19 protein-coding genes and 1 pseudogene are annotated in these 20,029 nt (G+C 28.8%); 19 read left to right on the forward strand and 1 reads right to left on the reverse strand.

What is annotated here, in order from left to right; translation table 11 throughout:
* Positions 1–291: 291 nt before the first annotated feature.
* The 16 genes and pseudogenes from FM121_RS09810 to map all read left to right on the forward strand — a co-directional run bounded on the left by FM121_RS09810 (position 292) and on the right by map (position 17,048).
* On the forward strand, positions 292–486 hold the full coding sequence (locus tag FM121_RS09810; RefSeq protein ID WP_086951989.1) for a hypothetical protein: 195 nt from the start codon (positions 292–294) through the stop codon (positions 484–486).
* Between the two features lie 233 nt (positions 487–719).
* Positions 720–2,240, forward strand: a complete 1,521-nt coding sequence (locus tag FM121_RS09815; protein ID WP_086951990.1) for a hypothetical protein — start codon at positions 720–722, stop codon at positions 2,238–2,240.
* Between the two features lie 764 nt (positions 2,241–3,004).
* A complete protein-coding gene (locus tag FM121_RS09820) occupies positions 3,005–3,313 on the forward strand; it encodes a hypothetical protein (protein ID WP_086951991.1) in 309 nt (102 codons plus the stop codon).
* A 201-nt stretch (positions 3,314–3,514) separates the two neighbouring features.
* The gene (locus FM121_RS14460) at positions 3,515–3,682 is read left to right on the forward strand and encodes a hypothetical protein (protein ID WP_179203850.1); all 168 of its coding nucleotides are present in this window, start codon (positions 3,515–3,517) and stop codon (positions 3,680–3,682) included.
* Between the two features lie 46 nt (positions 3,683–3,728).
* Positions 3,729–4,190 (forward strand): hypothetical protein, encoded by a 462-nt coding sequence (locus tag FM121_RS09825; protein ID WP_086951992.1) that lies wholly within the window; start codon positions 3,729–3,731, stop codon positions 4,188–4,190.
* A gap of 347 nt (positions 4,191–4,537) precedes the next feature.
* Positions 4,538–5,389 carry a hypothetical protein gene (locus FM121_RS09830; RefSeq protein ID WP_086951993.1) on the forward strand — a complete coding sequence of 284 codons (852 nt, stop codon included), beginning with the start codon at positions 4,538–4,540 and terminating at the stop codon, positions 5,387–5,389.
* Positions 5,373–7,163 carry a hypothetical protein gene (locus FM121_RS09835; RefSeq protein WP_086951994.1) on the forward strand — a complete coding sequence of 597 codons (1,791 nt, stop codon included), beginning with the start codon at positions 5,373–5,375 and terminating at the stop codon, positions 7,161–7,163. Before FM121_RS09830 ends, FM121_RS09835 begins: the two co-directional genes overlap by 17 nt.
* Positions 7,164–7,514: 351 nt before the next feature.
* Positions 7,515–8,126 (forward strand): recombinase family protein, encoded by a 612-nt coding sequence (locus tag FM121_RS09840; RefSeq protein ID WP_086951995.1) that lies wholly within the window; start codon positions 7,515–7,517, stop codon positions 8,124–8,126.
* Between the two features lie 15 nt (positions 8,127–8,141).
* Positions 8,142–9,521 carry an FRG domain-containing protein gene (locus FM121_RS09845; protein WP_086951996.1) on the forward strand — a complete coding sequence of 460 codons (1,380 nt, stop codon included), beginning with the start codon at positions 8,142–8,144 and terminating at the stop codon, positions 9,519–9,521.
* A gap of 149 nt (positions 9,522–9,670) precedes the next feature.
* A complete protein-coding gene (locus FM121_RS09850) occupies positions 9,671–10,915 on the forward strand; it encodes a hypothetical protein (protein ID WP_086951997.1) in 1,245 nt (414 codons plus the stop codon).
* 181 nt (positions 10,916–11,096) lie between these two features.
* Positions 11,097–11,309, forward strand: coding sequence for a hypothetical protein (locus tag FM121_RS09855; protein WP_143597079.1), 213 nt, complete (start codon positions 11,097–11,099; stop codon positions 11,307–11,309).
* 68 nt (positions 11,310–11,377) lie between these two features.
* Positions 11,378–14,260: a site-specific DNA-methyltransferase gene (locus FM121_RS09860; RefSeq protein ID WP_086951999.1), complete on the forward strand. Its 2,883-nt coding sequence runs from the start codon at positions 11,378–11,380 to the stop codon at positions 14,258–14,260.
* A 226-nt stretch (positions 14,261–14,486) separates the two neighbouring features.
* A pseudogene (locus FM121_RS09865) lies at positions 14,487–14,609 on the forward strand (hypothetical protein); the annotation flags it as partial.
* A 170-nt stretch (positions 14,610–14,779) separates the two neighbouring features.
* Positions 14,780–15,064: a hypothetical protein gene (locus tag FM121_RS09870; RefSeq protein ID WP_086952000.1), complete on the forward strand. Its 285-nt coding sequence runs from the start codon at positions 14,780–14,782 to the stop codon at positions 15,062–15,064.
* A gap of 169 nt (positions 15,065–15,233) precedes the next feature.
* A complete protein-coding gene (locus tag FM121_RS09875; RefSeq protein ID WP_086952001.1) occupies positions 15,234–16,130 on the forward strand; it encodes a Fic family protein in 897 nt (298 codons plus the stop codon).
* Positions 16,131–16,283: 153 nt separating this feature from the next.
* Positions 16,284–17,048: a type I methionyl aminopeptidase gene (gene map / locus FM121_RS09880; RefSeq protein WP_086952002.1), complete on the forward strand. Its 765-nt coding sequence runs from the start codon at positions 16,284–16,286 to the stop codon at positions 17,046–17,048.
* Positions 17,049–17,281: 233 nt separating this feature from the next.
* On the opposite strand, the gene FM121_RS09885 is transcribed toward map, so the two are convergent.
* On the reverse strand, positions 17,282–18,277 hold the full coding sequence (locus FM121_RS09885; RefSeq protein ID WP_086952003.1) for a hypothetical protein: 996 nt from the start codon (positions 18,275–18,277) through the stop codon (positions 17,282–17,284).
* Between the two features lie 225 nt (positions 18,278–18,502).
* Between FM121_RS09885 and FM121_RS09890 the strand changes: the two genes are divergently transcribed.
* Genes FM121_RS09890 through FM121_RS09900 form a run of 3 tightly spaced genes read left to right on the forward strand, consistent with a single transcriptional unit; the run spans position 18,503 to position 19,941 of the window.
* Complete coding sequence (locus FM121_RS09890) at positions 18,503–18,901, forward strand: MarR family winged helix-turn-helix transcriptional regulator (protein WP_086952004.1); 399 nt, start codon at positions 18,503–18,505, stop codon at positions 18,899–18,901.
* Positions 18,902–18,915: 14 nt separating this feature from the next.
* Positions 18,916–19,554: a nitroreductase family protein gene (locus tag FM121_RS09895; RefSeq protein ID WP_086952005.1), complete on the forward strand. Its 639-nt coding sequence runs from the start codon at positions 18,916–18,918 to the stop codon at positions 19,552–19,554.
* A gap of 27 nt (positions 19,555–19,581) precedes the next feature.
* Positions 19,582–19,941, forward strand: coding sequence for a DUF1304 domain-containing protein (locus FM121_RS09900; protein ID WP_086952006.1), 360 nt, complete (start codon positions 19,582–19,584; stop codon positions 19,939–19,941).
* Positions 19,942–20,029 lie beyond the last annotated feature (88 nt).

The raw sequence follows: 20,029 nt of genomic DNA on the forward strand, positions 1-20,029 counted from the left end.
GAGGCGACAGAACGTGAGGAAAGCACCTTAGAAAACGAACGTTAAATATCTTTGTGAAATAAGGAGTTTGATTTGGAGGAAGTGATTATCTCTTAAACGGTGTGTTGTTTCCTTTTCGATAGATTGACTAAAATAAGCTATTAACTTTTTTTATTAAAGGATAGGGCTTATTTTTTTTGTTCATGATACAGAAATCGAATAATTGATACGAGGAGGAGTTATCATTAAATTAACTTCAAGGGAGGGAAAGTTAAAAAAAGGAAAGTGGATGGTAAAAAAGGAGGGAGTTAAATGTCATTAACAAGTGAGACAGAGGTGTTGTTAAAACAAGAGAAACATTTAAAAGGTAATATTTTAGACGAGGAACAAAATATTAAAGAGTTAGTAGAGGAAATTAAAGGAGCTAGGCAAAGAAAAGAATTGTTTATAGTTCAATTAAATAATATACAAGTAGATTTAGAAGAAAGAAAAGTGAAAAAATATTAAACAGAAAGTAGAAAGATTCCCCTAATATATATTAAAAATTCTGATTTCTATATGGACATAATCTTCTAATAGTATATATATCTACATAAAATAAATTATCTGAATCAAAGAATCTGGATTATTCTGAACAAGGAAGTATATGAAAAAAGAAAATATGGGATTCTTCTAGGGGGTATCAAGGAATCTATTTATCAAAAGGAATCATCGGTTAAAAAATACGGAGGAAAGGAGTAATGAGTAAAGAGGAGCTACAAGAGTTTACAAAATTGTTAGAAAAATTAACTGGCAGTTTAAACTATGGGACGATTCGTTTATTGAGTCTCACTAACATTGAGAAGGAATGTTTATCGATGGAGGAGGATACATTTAAACTAAATTATGGTAAGCCTATTTTTATTAAAGAAACTGTTCAAAATTTAGACAGTCTTCGAATAGAAATCAACAAGGATATAAGTGTTCAATTAGAAGAATACCAGTTATTTTTTAAAGATACTGCAAATTTATATTACACGCCTAGTATTTTTAACTATAAAGGAAAGGAATCTAAAGAGAATGTTAGCTATTTAACGACATTATTTGCAGATATTGACCATGTTTCTGCAGAGGAAGGATTATTTCGGCTTAAAAATAGTCAATTACCTCAACCAAGCTACGCTATCTCTTCAGGACATGGGGTTCATTTTTATTGGATATTGAACTATAAATTACCTGCCTTAGAGACGTATGTCAGAAGTTGGGAAAAGGTTCAGAAGTTTATCTCAAGTCAATTAAAAAGTGATACTGCGGTAAATGAGATTAGTAGGTACCTGCGAGTCCCACTATCAACTAACAATAAAGAAGAGACACCAATTAAAACTAAAATACTTATCAATAATTTAACTAAGACGTATGATTTTAGAGAAGATTTTTATAGTCAATATTGTAAAAGTAAAGAGAATTATGACCCCAATAAATATACTAAAAAATCTTCTGAAGGAAGTGAAAAAGCTACTAAAGATAAGAAGAAACGTTCCAACAATTACGCTAAATTTTTAAGAGAGGATATTCAAAAAATAATTGAGGATAGAAAGGTATCAGGTTATAAGTGGAAAGGTATTCGGAATAATACTTTATATACTTTAAAGTGTTTAAAATATTCAAAGGACTATCTAAGATACGTTAATAATGAGGTATTTGATATACCGCTATCTTCTTCAGAATTTAATCATATTATTAACTATACCCAAAAATATCATTTTATAAAACGGGAAAAAATATTCAATAGTTTACAAATTACTGATGAAGAAGAGGAAGGGTTAAAAGTTTTAGTTAATGAGGAAGAGGCGAATTGTAGAAAAAGGATAAAAGAGCTTGGTATAAAGTATAAAAGGTTGTTAACAGAAAGTATTCAATATACCAAAATTAATTATGTGAATACAGCCAATAAAACTATTAAGGAGGTAGCTAAAAATATGAAAGTATCAGAAAGGGAAGTAAGTCGAACAAAAAAAGAAGAATACAGTATTGAGTTAAAAAATTCTATTATTAAAACTCAACTAGAAGATATTTCTTTAAGTTTAGATATTATTGAAAGTTTGATTGATAAGAACATTAGTTTAGAAAACAAAATAAAAATTGATGATTTAAGTAAGAAAATAGTAAAAGTGAAGGAGTTAATGGTAAAAGATAATGAGTTAACCGCTAAAAACAAGTTCAAAATAACTATATTAAATGATAAGTATAATGCATTATTAGAATTAAAACAGGTTGTATAGCAAATGAAGAGGCTAGCGAATTCGCTAGCCTCTTCTGTTTTTACCTAACCAACTTATCTCTAGTTAACCTTTTAATCTTAAATTAAGGAACTAATAGCTGTTCGATAAAAATGTAATTAAATATATAATGACGGAATAATTTATTAATGTTATACGGAATATGTTTATATAATAAAAAGTGATAATAAAAATAAAAAAGATGAATTTTTTATGCGGAATAAAATGAATGAAATTTAAATGAATAAGGAAGTCTCGTTAGGGGGTGGAAAGGTACTGAAAAGAGAGGGAGAATCCTGAAAACACTTTGTATTATTTGTTTCCTAAAAATTTTACATTACTGTTAAATCAGTATTTATGAGCTTAAAAAGTGCTATATATAGAAAGAAACATATTAGGGGGAGATATCTATATATATGAAAAAGTTAGTTAAAAAACTTTTTTTATGAAGTTATATAACTTAGTTGTAGTAAAAGGAAGATATAGCGGTTAAATGTATAACTTAGAACGGGATAAAATAACATAACTAGTATGATTTTGAGTAGGCTGAAAGTCGAGAAAAATAGACTTGACGCGGTTATGAGAACGAGCTATAGTGTTGATACAACGACGGACAAGTTAAGTAAAGTACTTAAAAATATAATACAGGAAACGCTAATTTTAAAATCGTTAAAAAACAAGGGGGTATGATAATTATGTGTTAAACATTGTAGGTAGGGAAGTTCAAAGCGTAAAAAAACAATTATAAAAAATAGGAGGAAAAGGAAATGAAGAAAATTATTAATGGCAAAGCATACAATACGGAAACTGGGACACTGTTAGCAACTTATGAATATGGGTATGGAATGGATTTCAGAAAGGTATTAGAAGAGTTATACGTGACTAAAAAAGGAGCGTATTTTTTATACTACTTTGGTGGACCAAGCAGTAAATACGGTGAATCAATAGGTAATAATCAAATGTCTGAAAGTTCAGGAATAAAATTATTATCAAAAGATGAGGCAAAAGAATTTATGGAAGAAAATGGTGATGCAGATGACTATGAGAAGTATTTTGGTGAAGTAGAAGAAGGTTAATAAATTTAGCAATAGCTAGTTCAGTAAATAATCAATTTCCAGCGATTGCTTTAAATTAGTTAATTATAGATACATTCCGTTATTGTTTTACAAACTTTGTTGTAAAGATGATACAGGAGGAGAGGAAAGAGGAAGTAAATCGAGTTATACTCAGGTTGTTGCTGAAGGAGATAAGTTATCTCTTTCAAAGGAGGTAAATAAATGTTAAATAGAAAAGAGGTAGATTCAGTATTAAATTTAGCAAGTTTAGAGAAGTTAGAATATTTAGCTGACTATACAAGTAATATTTACTATGAAGAAACTAAAGAAGTGAATCAGTATTTGTATGTGAGTTTCTATAAAAATAATGAATACTACAATGTTAAATAAAGAATTTAGACAAAATGGAATTGTATATAAACAGGAGGAGATAGGAATGGAACAAGTAAAAGGATTAATGAAAGAAGAACTAGCAGTAGGGAGTGAGGAGATAGAGTATCTTAATGAAGGAAGTGAGGCTCAAGATAATAATGAACGATATGAGTATTACTACAATGAAATTTTAGAACGGGCACATTATTTCTATGATAAACTTCGTGATGATGACCTTAAAGAGTTAACATTAGAGTGGAATGAGGAGATAGGTATTGGATTAGGAGAAATTATGGAATCAGGCTGTGAGTACAAAGATTTTAGTGAAGACTATAAGAATGTTATATCTGAGTCCACAAATCCTGATATTTTTCTAGAAAAGGGAACTCGTGCAATGATAGAACGTTTTAGCTTTGATTTAAGCTATTTAGACGATATGTTATCAAATGACGGCGAAATATTTATACGGGACCTTTTAATAGCATATGTTGAAACATATATTCAAGATGCTAGATGGCATTATTAGAGTAGAGATATATAACAATAAGGATGACTTATATTTGTAAGTCATCCTTATTTGGCTAAAAAACGCAAGGGTATGAAACAGGAAATTAATTGAAATAGATAATAAGAGGTGTATCTGACACATTCAAAATACAATTTCCTAATAAAAATCAATCAATTGTTAACAGATGAAACGGCTTTAAATGTAAATACATGTGAAATTAAATTAACATACATTTAAGCTGCATTTGAACTACCAAAGGCTAAAAATATCAAACTAAAAAAACCGTTGATTTTATTAAAAACTAATTTTAGAAAGTGAGGATATAGCACATATATTTACCCAAAATAAAAAGGAGGAGATAAAAAATGTCAATAAATGAGAAAGGAGAATTTAAATTTAAAGTAAATGAGGAGACCGTACGACTGAAAAGACCAGGTTTACCAAAAAACATGTATCAATCTAGCCAAAGAACAGAAATTTACTCGGACAAATGGAAGAAAACTTTTAGAAAAACAACGGCTAATGAACTAGCAAACATTATTAAAGATACGACAATAACGCAGAACAGTTTAATGAGAATAACGGGGTCTTATTCAACTAAAATGTTAGCTAACCTAAAACTAAATAATGAGTTGATGAGTGGGATAGAACACCGCCCAAGTAAGACATTTTTTAACAAAAAACTAAATTTAGACGAGGCAATTAACAACAATATGTTGAGCTACATTCCTTATGCAATAAACTACATAAACAGCTTAATGGAAGAGGAACAGGATAAGCTTTACTTGGACAATTTTACAATTCTAAACAAGAACCTGTATTTTTCCATGTTCCTAACCCAAAACACTTTAATCAACACAGAATGTATATTTCTGGAGCAGAAAGACGTTCTTACAGGGAAAATACAAACTTTAGGGAACAGTAAGCATTTAAAAATATTCATAACAGATACTTATAATTCAAAGAGCGGATTAAACATGGTAATCAACAATTTAAAAGAAGATTTCATATTCATAACAATTAATCATAGCTTTAAAGTAATGTATTTGAGTATTTACAGCAACAACACAATTATTCAATTTACAAAAGAAAATTTAATGGCTTTAAAAAATAAGCACGACCGCCAAAATAACGAAGACTTATACATTAATGTAAAGGAGAAATACGAATTTGAAAGGAAAATAATTGGAGGAAAGGAAGATGAGCAAAAACAATAATTTAATAAAAGTAGAAATTGACGGGCAAGAATTAAAAACCTTAGTCAAGAATTTACTAACTCAACTAAAAAATTGGACTGTACAGAGATTCAACAAGTCTAAAGCTAAACTAACTTATTTTAAGCGTTTAAACGAAATACAAGAAGATAGAACAAGGATAATACAACTTTACGCATTATTAGGGGGATTCATGTTAATAGAATTGGGATTACTAGTAAATTTAAAAATAGTATTATTTTTAACATTACCAATAATTTTAATGATAGTTGTAGACGTAGTGTATAGAAGAAATTTACCAAAATTATATTTTAAGAAGATACAAGAAATATACAGGGAACAAGTAGACAGTAGCTTTAAACTGTTAACTGTAGAAGAAATCTACGTGGATTTAGTGTTCACAATGTTAAGATTAGAAAGTTTTGAAGAGGGGAAAAGATATTATTCACTAAATACCCAAAATTTTAATAAATGTCATGACTACTTAAGAGGGAAAACTGATATTAGTAAAAATGAACAGTTGGAAAGGTTAGAAGTCTTCCGCCAAAATAATGATATTTCCCCGAAAGTTCATAAGGTTTTGCGTAATATTTTAGAAAATAAAAATAGTCTAGGGTTCATTTACCATGAAGAAAACCAACTATTTACTAATGAAAATGTAAATAGTTGTGAAATAAAATGTAGGTTGTTTGAGGGGAAAACCATTAAGAGTGTAAGGGATAGTTTACACATATTACAACAGAAAACAAGCTTTAAAAACATGAAAATAATTGAGGACAGTATTGACGCAAGATACTTTACTTTAAAAGTAATTTTTAATACTAACATTAAAGTAAATGAAATTTCAGTAAAAGACCGAATATCCCACGCAGAAAACGGAAAAATACTTATGGGGAATACAGAAAATGGCTCGGCGGAAATAACAGCAGATTCCCTTAATAAAACAGTATCCCACTGGCTAATAAGTGCGTTGAGTGGCTCAGGAAAAAGTGTATTAGTCTTAAATCTATTAACGAGCTTACTAAATTTGAAATTTAAAGGGAAATACATGTATGAAGACTGTTTAATTGTTAGCTTAAAAAGTCAGGATTACCTTGAGGCAAGGTTGGACGAACGTGGAATAGTAGTTAGGGATAGCGTGGAAGATATGGAAAAAATGGTTGATTATGTTTCAACTATTAATACCCAACGAATCAATATTCTAAAAAAGCACCGTTTGGACAACGCAAATAATTTAAATAAACAAATAGAGGTAAAAAATATTATAGAAAGTTATATGGGGAATATTCTTCTAGTACTAGATGAGTTCCAAAATTTATTAGAAGGAACGGACAACGAAACCAAAAAAAGAATTTTAGGTAAGGTAGCTATACTATTAAGAACGAGTAGAAGTCAAAACATAAACATTATGGTAATCCAACAAAGTGCTAAAAAAGAAGACCTAAAAAATATCCGTCAAAACGTAAACATAATGATTTTAGGGCGACAAATAGACAATTTCGAGTTGGCAAGCTTGGACAGTAGTGGTGAAATTACTAAATATTACAAGGATTTGGATAGTCGTGGAAAAGGAGCCCAGGGGAAATTTTTTATTAACAGTGAAATTAAAATAAACGGCAATGGTTCGGACTATGCAAGTAGTTTTAGTATCTTGCATACTTCAAACATTAGTAAGCAAGAAATAGCGACTGACTTCACAAGAAAATTTAATACAAATAACAAGTATTTAGAGGATGTAGAACAAATTATTAACGGTGGAGAAAAGGATATCTTTTAAATAGTCGACTATAAATCCGTAAAATTATACGATTATATTTCCGTAAAAATATCCGACTTTAATTACGACTATAAAGTCGACTTTTGGATAGAATCGGCTAAATTTACGGGAATAGATACGGGTATTTTACCGACTTTAATTCCGTAAATAATACCGATTTTTAAAAAGTATGTAAATATTAGCAGATAAAAGAGAGCAGAGTTATACTAATTAAATGTTCGCAGTGGGTATACCTAAAAAGGACAAAATATCTAGAATTAAGAATACAGTAATGACAGTTAAAACGGATGATTTAGAAAGTTCATTTTGACTTATTCAGTAAATAGATTAAAAAATATGGAGGAGAGGAGAATGAAATTTTTTTATATTCGAGTTAGCAGTAAGGAACAAAATGAAGGTAGACAGTTAGAAATCGCAAAGGAAATGGGCATAAATAAAGAGTGTATTTACATAGATAAGGAGTCAGGGAAAAATTTAGAGAGACCTGAATGGAAAAAGCTAATGAATACTTTGAGGGTGGAAGATACATTAGTAGTTCAAGACTTGTCTAGGTTATCACGGAACAAGAAAAATATTAAAGACGTGTGGAAAGAGTTAATTGATAGGGGAATAAATATAGAGGTCGTAAATATGCCTATCTTAAACACAGAAAAATATAAAGATTTAGGGAGTATGGGGCAACTTGTTTCAGATATTGTATTTGAACTTCTTTCATGGATGGTTGAAGAAGAAAGGGAACGTATTAAAAATAATCAAAGACAGGGAATTGAACTAGCAAAGCAAGAAGGCAAGTATAAAGGTAGGCTACTAAAATACCATGAAGATGCAACTGGAGCGGATAAGTTGGTGTATGATGCCATAATAAAGGGGTTAGAGGATGGAATATCAGTAAAAAATTTAGCAACAAATTTAAAGATTAGTAGAAATACCATTTATAAAATAAAAAATGGTATAATTGATTAAAAAGGTAGGATTGCTATGAATGCAGTTAAAATAAAAAGTTTCAATAATTTTATAGACAATGTTAAAAGAGTTAAAAAAAATAATCCAAATATTATATATCGTGGCATAGTCGATTATGAAAATAATTCTAATGAACTAATACCTAAATTGTTTAGAGAAGAACACTTATATATTGATGAAAGTGAGTTAATAAATGGTATTTTAAGTGAATTACCTAATGAATTTCAGGGTGTAGAAAGTAATTTAGAAATTTTATTAAAATTACAACATTATGGAATACCTACAAGATTATTGGATGTATCTTTTAATCCTTATATTTCTTTATTTTTTTCTTGTGATTCAGAAACTAGAAGTAGTAATAAATCAACTAATCCCAATATAGGAATAGTTTATATTATAAATGGAAATGAGTTAGAAACAAAAACAATTTTTAGTGATAAGGTATCTATTATGTCATCTTTATCACGTTTGAAAGATACACAAAAAGATGAACTTGAGGATTCCTTATATAGTTATTTGAGAATTAAAGTGGAAGTTATTATTTGGTACTTGAGTGTAATAGAAAAAAAGAGATTCAGCAATTTTTTAAAAATTGAAAATAATGAAATGGAAGAAAAAGATTATTCTTCAGATGAAGAAATGATAGATGAGTATTTTCATGAAATAAAAAGAATTGAAGAGTTTGATTTTACAAATTTTATGGAAAAACTTTTTTCTAATGAGCCTTTAAGTGATTTGATTAAAGTAATAGGTTCAACTGAATTAGGAATGTCTATTTATGATGAGTATCCTGATTATACAAATGAGTCGATTTTAAAAGATATAAAGGATGTTGAAATAATTCTGAATGAGTTTTTATTATTTTCTAGAGTAGAAGATTTTTATTTTGATGGTTATGATAGATTTCAAGATGCTATGAAAAGAGTTAACGAAATATATAATAATATGACTTCAGTAAAAAGACTGATGCATGAAGTTAGAAATTATAAACCAGGATTCAGAGATGAACTAGTACTAGATGATTTATGTAAAGATTATCTTATTATCCCTCATAAAAGTAATGAGAGAATAAAAAATCAACAAGGTGGTTTTATATTAAAAGGATTTGGAAGTCAGCGCAATTTCTTGAATAAAGATTATATTTTAGAAAGATGGGAAATTCCCTTTGAAATTATGGGAATTGAGTCTAATAGTAGTGAGGAAAATCTTTTAGAAAGTTTGTCTACTATGAATATAGATAATAGTTATATTTATCCAGAATTAGAACATTATAATGTAAAAAAGCATGTAAAGAAAACAAAAATTTATAGTAGTTCATTTAAGGAGAACTCTGAAAAACTAAAAATTTTCAAAAGTATTCAAGAAGATACTGAGGAAGATGATATTTCATTATAATATTAAGATATAAATTAATTAATAAATCACAAATTCTATCACTGCACTAAAAGTGGTTATAAATATAGGATGTTAGTCAATAAAGAGATATTGGTTTGGAAATATGTCAATGTGATTGAGTATTATAAAGAAGTGAGGAGGTTGTTGTTTTGAGTAAGAAAATTTCAGATAATAATTCGATTAAAGACTTAGGTGAAAACTTAGAAGGACTTAAACTAATAGAAAAAATCACTAAGCCTTTAGGAATTAACACAGGATTGGAAATTTCTAAATTAGAAAGGGAATACACTGAATTAGTTAATTTACCTGATAAATTTAATGAGTTATTTGTATCCAAAGGTTGGATTGCACATGATTTAATAAATCCTGAAATTATGAAGAAATGTATAAATTGTCCTGATAAAGTTGATAGTATTTTAATTTCTTATTATGAGGAAAATTTTGATAGATTTTTTAGAATTGCAATGGCAAACACATTATTCATTAGAAGGCAGGAATTATTAACTTTTGCAAAAGAAGATTATTTTAGTGGTCGATACTACAGTTGTATTCCGATATTGTTGATGATGTCTGATGGTATGATAAATGACATAAGAAATACGGGCCTTTTCGCTTCAACTACTGATTTGGAGTTATGGGATTCAATTTCAGGCCATTCAACAGGTTTAAAAGCTTTGACTCAAATATTAAATAAAAGTAGAAAGAAGACAACTACAGATAAATTAGATTTACCATATCGAAATGGTATATTACATGGTAGAGATTTGAATTATTACAGTAAGGAAGTTGCGATTAAATCTTTTGCTCTTATTTTTTATATTGCAGATTGGGCTAGAAGTTTAAGAGATGAAGAAAATAGGATAGAAGAATATCAAAAATCACAAGCTGAGGATGTATCCTTATTTTCAGTTTTAAAAAAACTGAAACAACACAATAAAGAAAAAAAAGAATTTGAAAAGTTGCAGAAGTTATGGGAACCAAGAAAGTTGAACCCTATTCTTGAAAATGTCGAGGAAGGTACACCTGAATTAAATGCTGTTTTATTTTTACAGTATATCCAAAATAAAAATTATGGTTCACCAGTAGATTTTTATCCACAATCATTGTTTAAGTCAGTTATAAAGAATGAAAAAGCAGGACTACTAAAAAAACAGTTTAAAAATATTGAAATTAATAATATAGAAATAATAAGTATTGAAGATTCGGCATCAGCAGTATCAAACGTAAAAATTAATGTAGCTTATGATATTAATAAAATTAAATATACTAGTGAAATAGATTTTAGAATGATTTATGAAGTAGATGGCGAAGTTCACAATAGATTAGTACCGAATGGAAAGTGGACAATTTATAACATTGAGGGAATAATTCATCAATTTATTCCAAATTCTTAAAAATATTATCGAAAAAAATTTAGCATATAGAATATATTTTTTATTTGAATTTATAAAAAAACAAGAGTAAGTATAAAGCTGAGATAATTTATGGAAATAATAGAAGAAGATTTTATAATAAAAAAACACTTTTAACAATATCTTTTTTTGCATCATATAGCCGTTGATTACTTTCTTCAGCATGCTAAAGGGTGAACACCTTGTAGCAACTGACATGTGGAAACAAAAATTACTTGAAGAAATACAAATAGGTGAAGGCATTAGAATAATCGGTGAAGATGAAAACGTCAGATTATCAAGTGTTAAAATCTTTAATGATAAGCAACGTGATGATTTCATAGAAGATTTATCAAATGTGGTAAATGATGGAGAAAGTTTGGAATCTAAGTTATAGTCAATTTTTTTTAGTCTAAATATTATTGTATAACTGTTTAAAGAAATATAATTAAAGAGGTGATTACTATGGAAGACTCTAAAAAAAATAGTCTTTATAGTCTAGGTCAATATTCAACAGTATTTTCTAGTTATCAAAAAAAACAAGTCTATAACGCTTATAAAGAAATCTTTGATGTGAAAGGAAAAATAACTAAAAAAAGTAATCAAGAGAACATGGTAATGATAAAACAAGAGTTTTCCAATTTAACGTCGTTATTACGTAGAATAAGGAATAGTTTGTATAGACGCTTAGAATTAGAGTATGTGATTTATAATGATTTAAAACAAGATGTTTATGGTAAGGAAGATGAGCACAACAAAAGACTGGATAAAATACTTCAAATTATATTGGATGATTTTTTTAGTGAATTTATTGAATTGCCCGTTTCTCTTGAATTAAAATATATATGGTTTAATAGATGCAGTAAAAAAAATTTCACGAAGGAAGACAAAATAGAGTATTTAACTAAAAAAAACGAAGATACAAGAAAAAATATATTGGAAAAATATAGTGAAAACAATTTTGTCGAACTAGTTGAATATTTTAATTCTATAGGTGAAAATAACTTTTTTATACAAATAATTGTTAATTACTTTGAAGAAATATATAAGTTTATTTTTATTACAAGACCCTATTTGTATCCTTCATACGATTATCAAAAATCAATACCGTTCGATGAATATAGTGAAGATGTATGGTTTTACGGAGAGCATAAAAACGAAGAGGAAAATACTAACTATACTTCAATAATTCCTAGAGAATTGGAAGATTATTTATTAGAAGACTTGGGTAAAATTATGAGTAGTTCTAAAGAAAAAGTTGGTGCTGGGGAACAAAATTTAATAATCAATGCTGACTTTGAAACATTACATAAAAATTTACCTGATGATAGTATAGATATTGTATTAACAGACCCACCATATTTTATAAATTATGCAGAAAATGATTGGGATGATGAGCTTGATGAAAAAGGAAGGTATGAATTTTTTACAGATTACTTTAAATCATTAATTCCCAAGTTAAAATCGGAAGCTACAATACTAATTTTTAATGATTATTCTAATATTGAAATTATTGAAAAATCTTTACAGATTGCTTATGCAGAGAACTATTATGACAGTGTTAATGATGGTAATTTAGAAGACAGCAAGGAGGAGTGGATAGATAGTTTAATGAAAGACAGTTTATTTACTATTCTACCCTACCTTGAGTGGGCAAAAACTAATCCTAGACCAAGCGTTCATTTTAATAAACAAAGTGAATATGTTATTACTGCCGTTAGTGGATATAAAAAGTTTGAAACTATGTTAGGGTTGTATGATTATACAGCACTAAGAAAAGCTAAAGTAGATGGTGAATTTATAGATGAATTGGTGGAAGAAAGCTTAGATTATGAAACATTACTTGATAATCTAACTTATGAAAATTTGGATACTATTGATGAAAGCTTCGAAGAATCTTCTGAAATATATAATAGTATATTTTCGCCAAGTGCCTATCAAATAGATGATATAATACATGACACTCCTAAGCCAGCTCCAATGTTAAACAAACTTTTAAAAAGGTATGCTAAACCAGGTATGACAGTCTTAGATAGTTTTTCAGGAAGTGGAGCTATAAGCATATCAGCATATGAATTGGGATTGAATAGTATTGCTTGCGAACGTGATGATTATATGACTATTGTTTCAAAGAATCGTTTTGCAGATTTTTCAAGATTAATTGGCAGGAAAATTATAAAGTTAACCACTAAAGAATCCAAAGTAAGTTTACCTAATTACTATACCTATGGATTATATAAAGAGGGAATTGCAAATTATTTTTATACGCCCATAAATAGAATAAGTTCTAAAGAAGAAAGAGCTGAATTTCTCCAAGAAAGATTATTAGAGATTAAAAGAAAAGGGTATTCCCCGAAAAGGCTTTCTTTGATTAAAGAAGAATTATCTTTTGAAGACCAATGTTTTTTAATTGGGTTTAATGAATTGTATAACACTAAAGAATTTCACATTATATTTGGTGAAAGTGGTAGAAATAAAAAATTTTTTTTCAATGGTAGTGATGATAAAAGACATGCTGTTAACCTTGCATGCAGATACTTTGATAAATTTAAACAAGGCTTATATGCGGGAGAATTTATCGTTGATTTATATGACTGTTCATTTGCATTTAAAAATTGGAAAAATTTAAATAAGGTTGAAAGAAACATAAGGGTAGAAAAGTATGTTAAATATCTACATCACTTGATTTCAGATTTGCTATCAATCGAAACTAAAATTTTAAATTGTGTTAAAGATATAAAATTGATTTCAATGGATGATGATATGTATAAAGTTATCTATAATTATTTCTTTACACTAACCTTAGCTACTAAATATTATTATAGACTAATTTTAGAGCTTGAATATTCAGAAAAAAAAGGGTTTATTAACGACAAAGAGTTTAAAAGTTATAGATTTTCCTCAAAAGATATTGAAAATTCAAGTGAATTAATTTTATTAAATAATTTGTTGGATGTAAAAAACTATACAAATAACGTTTATAGAGAGTATGGTTATCAAAAAAATAATACTGATATTAAATTGAAACCTTCTCTAGATGCGATTGAATACTATTTTAAAAACATAAAAACTAAACATGTTAATGAAGAATTATTGAATCCAATCAATGTCATGAGAAATATTACCAATAAATTTAATAGTCAGACAATGAAAAAAACTGGTATTAACAAGGATGTATTAAAAAATAAAACTATTAATAAAGATGGTAGTATTTCAGGAGGGGGAAATCTAGTTAGTTTGCAATCTAATTTATACATAAAAAACAATGATAGACAGGAATTAATAAAAAAAATAAAACTAGAAAAAGTAAAAATTGATGAGGATTTTCAAAAAATAATTGGAAATTAAACAAAAAATTATAGGTAAAATAACGATTTTTGTGGAAAAATTTTAGTATAAAGGTAATGTATTGCAAACTTTAAAAAGCGTCCTATTTAGTTATACATTACCTTTTATTTTTTGATTTGACTTATATTTTAATCGAAGGTAAGATGCTGACTAAATAAAAGAAAAGTAAGTGTCTGCAACAAGAAAAGCTGATAAATCAAAAAATAAACTCTCTTGAGAGTTTGTAGGGGCTGCTAGCCGTACTGACCGTATTGCTAAATACAACCAATTATTACGTATTGAAGACCAATTAGGTGAAGTAGCTCAATACAAAGGTTTAGCTTCATTCTACAACTTAAACGATAAATAATTTTAGTTTAAATAAAGCTTATTCTAATAGGAATTAAAACTGTTCGGACGTAACACTCTCTAGGTGACTAGGGGGTGTTTTTTTGTTTGTAAATTTAATGATATATTAAATTTCCTTTTCTTTAATTGTTATAATTAAAGAAATAATAGCTCAGAGAAGGAGTTGATGGAGTGGAATCAAAATTATTTGTAGAAACTAATCCAAAACTAGCAGAAAGAAAGCTAGAATTGCAAAAATTACAGTTAAATTTTATTAGAAATGGAAATAATAAAAAACGAATTGAAGAACAAGAACAAGTTTTAGAATTATTGTGCGCTCATCCAGAATTATTACATTCTGAGAAAGCAAACTATGATACTAATGAAAATAGCCTATATAAATATTTGAATATCCTGACAGCCTATGCTAGCAACGATGAAAAGTATAATTCTTTAAAAAAATATTACGGAAGTTAATTTGATGAATCTAATAAAAATTAAGTATAACTTAAAATATTGAGTTTCTACGCTCCTCCTTTTGTAAATAGATCATTATGTAATCTTTATCGGTAATAAATAAATGTCAAAATAATAAAAATATATTTATTGCCGACAAAATGTTACAATAATCTAAGAGGTGATAATCATGGATTATGTATCAGTAGTAGAGATTGCAAAAAAATGGAATCTATCAGAACGTACAGTTAGAAATTATGCTAAAAATAATCGGATTCCAGGCGCTCAATTAGATGGGCGTGTATGGAAAATTCCAGCTAATGCTGAAAAACCAATGAGATTAAATAAAAAAATAGACCAACCCAAAAGATTACTCGACATATTAAAAGAAGAGAAAAGAAGTAGTAGAAAAGGTAGTATTTATCACCGAGTTCAAATAGATTTGACTTATAACTCGAACAGAATTGAAGGAAGTAAATTAACTCATGATGAAACCCGATATATCTATGAAACGAACACCATCGGCTTGGAGAATAAGATTGTTAATGTTGATGATATTGTTGAAACGGCCAATCATTTTAGAGCAATCGATTTAGTGATTGAAAATGCCAATACTAAATTAAGTGAGAACTTTATAAAAGAGCTGCATAAAATAATAAAAAATGGCACGAGTGATTCAAGAAATGACTGGTTTAATGTGGGAGATTATAAACAGTTGCCCAATGAAGTTGGAGGTAAAGAAACAACATTACCTGAAAACGTGGCAAAAGAGATGAAAAAAATGCTTAGTGACTATCATAAAATTGAACAAAAAACATTAAGAGATTTGATAGATTTCCATTATATGTTTGAAACGATTCATCCCTTTCAAGATGGTAATGGGCGAGTAGGTAGGCTGATCTTATTTAAAGAATGCTTAAAGTATGATATCACACCTTTTATCATAGATGACGAATTAAAAATGTTTTATTATAGAGGGTTGAAGCAGTGGGAAAATGAAGAAGGATATTTAACAGATACATTTTTGAATGCTCAAGATAAATTTAAAACTTATTTAGATTACTTTAGGATTGAGTATGGTGATTGATTTTTAATTATTAATAATAGTTATATAATTTATCGCTCGTTTTATCGCTTGCTAATGAGTGATAAAATGAGCGATAAAATTTTAAGTATAATCCTTTACAATTGGCGAATTCTAAGGATTCTGTTAAACTTAATTTACTTAAGGAGGCGTGAGATGATTACTATAAAATCACCAAGAGAAATTGAATTAATGAAAAAATCAGGGGAATTACTAGCTGATGTTCATAAAGAATTAAGAACCTTTATTGTACCTGGAATAACGACCTTAGAGATTGAAAAATTTGTGAGAAATTATATTGAATCACATGGTGGAATAGCAGCACAGATAGGTTTTGAAGGCTATAAATATGCAACGTGTATTAGTGTGAATGATGAGATTTGTCATGGATTTCCTAAAAAACAGGTATTAAAAAATAATGATTTAGTCAAAGTGGATATGTGTATTGATCTAAATGGAGCTATTTCAGATTCTTGTTGGGCCTATGTGGTTGGTGAGGGGTCTGAAGATGTGAAACGTTTAATGGAAGTCACTAAAAAAGCTTTATATTTAGGCATTGAGCAAGCACAAGAAGGCAATCGAACAGGTGACATTGGTTACGCGATTCAAACCTATGTTGAAAAAGAAGGCTACAGTGTGGTTCGTGATTTTATCGCTCATGGCATTGGTCCCTCGATTCATGAAGAGCCATTTTTCGCTCATTACGGGGAAAAGGGTAAGGGAATACGTTTAAAAGAAGGCATGACAATTACTATCGAACCAATGGTAAATATTGGTTCTTGGCAAATGAAGATGGAATCAAACGGCTGGGAATCAAAAACTCTAGATGGTAGTTTGAGTTGCCAGTATGAGCATAGTTTAGCGATTACTAAAAATGGACCAGTTATTTTAACTTCTCAGGGAGAAGAAGGAACCTATTAATGAAAAGAAAGACAGAAGCTGATAGGTTGCTTCTGTTTTTTTGTTTTTCAATAATGTGATTAATTTTATTATCTTCTTTTATACTGTATAAATTAAATGAAGTACTTAGATTACTTTAGAATTGAGTATGGAGATTGATATGGATAAGAAAATATTTATTGCTTATTGATGAGCGATAAAATAAAGACAAGTAAATTTCATTTTATGATAATTTCCTTGTCTCTTCTATTAAATTATTGAGGTGTCATTGCCCAAGTAACTGTATGTCCGTCAATATTTGTTGTCCATGTATCAAATGTAAAGTTTCCATTATTGAATGTATATGGAATATAGTAGTCTTTTAGATTGATAGTTTTAGAATTAATTGTATATGTTTCATCATAGTCTGGACGATATGTTCCTGCTAATTCGATATGAACAGTTGTATCATTAGTAAAAGTAACAGGTTGAACTCCGTCGTGGATTAAATTTTGAGGAGCTTTACGATCATTCATGGCTTGTTCAGCATCTATACCATCATAGAGAATTGGTTTAATGACGTATTTTTTTCCAATCAGTTGATTTTTAATTTTATTAAGATCATCATCTTCTTTAGTTTGTTTTTCTGATTGTTCTTCGTAATATTTTTCAGCAAGTGAAGTATCCATGTATTTATCAGACATTAGAATCCATTGACTAGATCCGGTAGCTTGTCCCATACGTGGTAAATATTCTAGCTGCCCTTTAGCATTCACTCGGAATGTTCCTGCTCCATCAAGTTGGTCAACACCTACGTGTATGTAGGCTAACTTATCTGTATCATCGACACGAACTTTTAATATGTATTTGGTTGGTGGTGGCGGAGTTAAATCTAAAACGGCCATGACCCAATTCTTTAGTTCATCCTCAGAAAGATTAGTTTCTTTAACTAATTCTTTAGTTGATTCACTGGTCTGTGTTTGTTGAGTTGAACTTGAAGAGATATTAGTTTTTTTAGTAACAGGTGAGTCTTTAGATGATTTATTTCCTAAATAAAGAAGTGAAAGCAGAATAGCCAATAAAATAATGGTTAAAAATATCCATTTTGTGGCTTTTTTCTTTTTTTCTTCCCGTTCAAGCTCTACTAACATTTTAGTTAGCTCCAATCTAACGTTAGGGTCAGTAGCATTGTTTATTTCAGTACGTAACAAATCTTTATTGTTTCTATCATTTTTTAAACTTCTTGTTAAATTCTTAGTGTCTTTACTCAATTTATCTGCTCCAATTTCCTTTTTTATTTATTATACCAAAATTTACTTTTAAAGTACGAAAATTAATTACATTATGTTCATACTATGAATAAAAAGGCAGTTAATACTTCGATTGGAGATAAGATGAAGTTTTTTTTGTAAAACAAAATAATTTACAAATCAACTAATTCGTTATATAGTTGATCAGTCAACTGTTGATTAATCAAATGAAGGAAGGAGATTCTAATGGATCTTAGACAGTTAAGTAAACTATTGTATCAACTAAAACTAGCTAATCAAGAAATGACGACTAAGTTTGAACAAGAAACAGGATTTAGTATTACTCGTTATGAATTAATGATGTTTTTAAAAGAAATTGAGGAGTGTTCACAAACGGTACTCCAAAATGAATTAAAGATCGATAGTGCCGCAATCACGAGACATTTGAAAGTACTAGAAGAAAAACAGTATGTCACACGTGAAAGAAACAAACAAAATAATCGTGAAATTCTTGTGAAAATCACAAATAAAGCATTAGAAGATTTAAAAGTATGTGAGCATTCTCATGGTAATGGAGTAGATGTTTCTTTAAGTGAACAGGAAGCCGATTTATTATTAGCATTGTTAATGAAATTAGTTAAATGAAAGAAGGAAAAAATATGTCAAAAAATAAAATCAATAATGATTTTTCAGATATTATGTTTGGAAGAAAATCAGTTAGAGTATACGATGAAACTTACAAAATTTCTCAAGAAGAAATGCTTGAAATGATTCAAGAAGCAACCACAGCGCCATCATCTGTAAACATGCAACCGTGGCGTTTTGTTGTTGTCGAAAGTTCAAAGCAAAAAGAAAAATTGAAAAAATTAATTCGTTTTAATACTGTTCAAAATGATACTTCTTCTGCGATGGTTTTAGTATTCGGTGATATGTTGTGTTATGAATATGGTGAAGATATTTACAATCAAGCGGTGGAAGAAGGCAAGATACCGGCAGAAGTGAGAGATCAACAATTGGCAGCTATCATTCCTCATTACAAAAATTTTACTAAAGAACAGATGAATGATGTGGTTAAAATTGATTCAAGTTTAGCTGCGATGCAGTTCATGTTGGTTGCTCGTGCTCATGGATATGAAGTGAATCCAATAGGTGGATTTGAAGCAGATCAATTGGCAGAAGCCTTTGATTTAGAGAAAGAACGTTATATTCCAGTCATGATTCTTTCTATAGGAAAAGCCAAAGAAGCGGGTTATCCATCTGCTAGATTGTCTGCAGAGAAAATTACAGAGTTTAAGTAAAAATAGTCATAAATGATAGGAGAAAAAATGACAATAATCACAACTGTCCTAATATGTTTAGTAGCATTAGAATTTTTTTATATTATGTATTTAGAGACATTTGCCACAACATCAGATGCCACTAGCCGAGTGTTTAATTTAACTAAAGAAGAACTTAAAAGAGCAGATTTAAATACATTATTCAAAAATCAAGGGATTTATAACGGCTTGATTGGTTTAGGATTACTATACAGTGTCTTTCTGTCTAGTGCTTCTCTTGAAATTAGTCGTTTGTTATTAGTTTATATTATCTTAGTGGCTTTGTATGGCGGTTTTACAAGTAACAAAAAAATTATCTTAACTCAAGGTGGGTTAGCTATTGTAGCTTTAATTTCGACATTTTTTTAAAGAGCAGAACTTAAAAACTATTCAGAAGTCTGACAAAAAAATAGGACTCATGGTCCATTAACTTTAGTTGTTGTAGATGGTAAACTAA

Source organism: Vagococcus fluvialis bH819 (genome assembly GCF_900163795.1).
GTDB lineage: Bacteria > Bacillota > Bacilli > Lactobacillales > Vagococcaceae > Vagococcus > Vagococcus fluvialis_A.

Bases quoted from the DNA above. Each gene is read 5' to 3' on its own strand.
- FM121_RS09820 (WP_086951991.1), top strand. From the start codon at position 3,005: ATGAAGAAAATTATTAATGGCAAAGCATACAATACGGAAACTGGGACA.
- FM121_RS09830 (WP_086951993.1), top strand. From the start codon at position 4,538: ATGTCAATAAATGAGAAAGGAGAATTTAAATTTAAAGTAAATGAGGAG.
- FM121_RS09855 (WP_143597079.1), top strand. From the start codon at position 11,097: ATGCTAAAGGGTGAACACCTTGTAGCAACTGACATGTGGAAACAAAAA.
- FM121_RS09895 (WP_086952005.1), top strand. From the start codon at position 18,916: ATGTCAAAAAATAAAATCAATAATGATTTTTCAGATATTATGTTTGGA.
- FM121_RS09845 (WP_086951996.1), top strand. From the start codon at position 8,142: ATGAATGCAGTTAAAATAAAAAGTTTCAATAATTTTATAGACAATGTT.
- FM121_RS09825 (WP_086951992.1), top strand. From the start codon at position 3,729: ATGGAACAAGTAAAAGGATTAATGAAAGAAGAACTAGCAGTAGGGAGT.
- FM121_RS09835 (WP_086951994.1), top strand. From the start codon at position 5,373: ATGAGCAAAAACAATAATTTAATAAAAGTAGAAATTGACGGGCAAGAA.
- FM121_RS09860 (WP_086951999.1), top strand. From the start codon at position 11,378: ATGGAAGACTCTAAAAAAAATAGTCTTTATAGTCTAGGTCAATATTCA.
- FM121_RS09875 (WP_086952001.1), top strand. From the start codon at position 15,234: ATGGATTATGTATCAGTAGTAGAGATTGCAAAAAAATGGAATCTATCA.
- FM121_RS09840 (WP_086951995.1), top strand. From the start codon at position 7,515: ATGAAATTTTTTTATATTCGAGTTAGCAGTAAGGAACAAAATGAAGGT.
- FM121_RS14460 (WP_179203850.1), top strand. From the start codon at position 3,515: ATGTTAAATAGAAAAGAGGTAGATTCAGTATTAAATTTAGCAAGTTTA.
- FM121_RS09890 (WP_086952004.1), top strand. From the start codon at position 18,503: ATGGATCTTAGACAGTTAAGTAAACTATTGTATCAACTAAAACTAGCT.
- FM121_RS09815 (WP_086951990.1), top strand. From the start codon at position 720: ATGAGTAAAGAGGAGCTACAAGAGTTTACAAAATTGTTAGAAAAATTA.
- map (WP_086952002.1), top strand. From the start codon at position 16,284: ATGATTACTATAAAATCACCAAGAGAAATTGAATTAATGAAAAAATCA.
- FM121_RS09900 (WP_086952006.1), top strand. From the start codon at position 19,582: ATGACAATAATCACAACTGTCCTAATATGTTTAGTAGCATTAGAATTT.
- FM121_RS09810 (WP_086951989.1), top strand. From the start codon at position 292: ATGTCATTAACAAGTGAGACAGAGGTGTTGTTAAAACAAGAGAAACAT.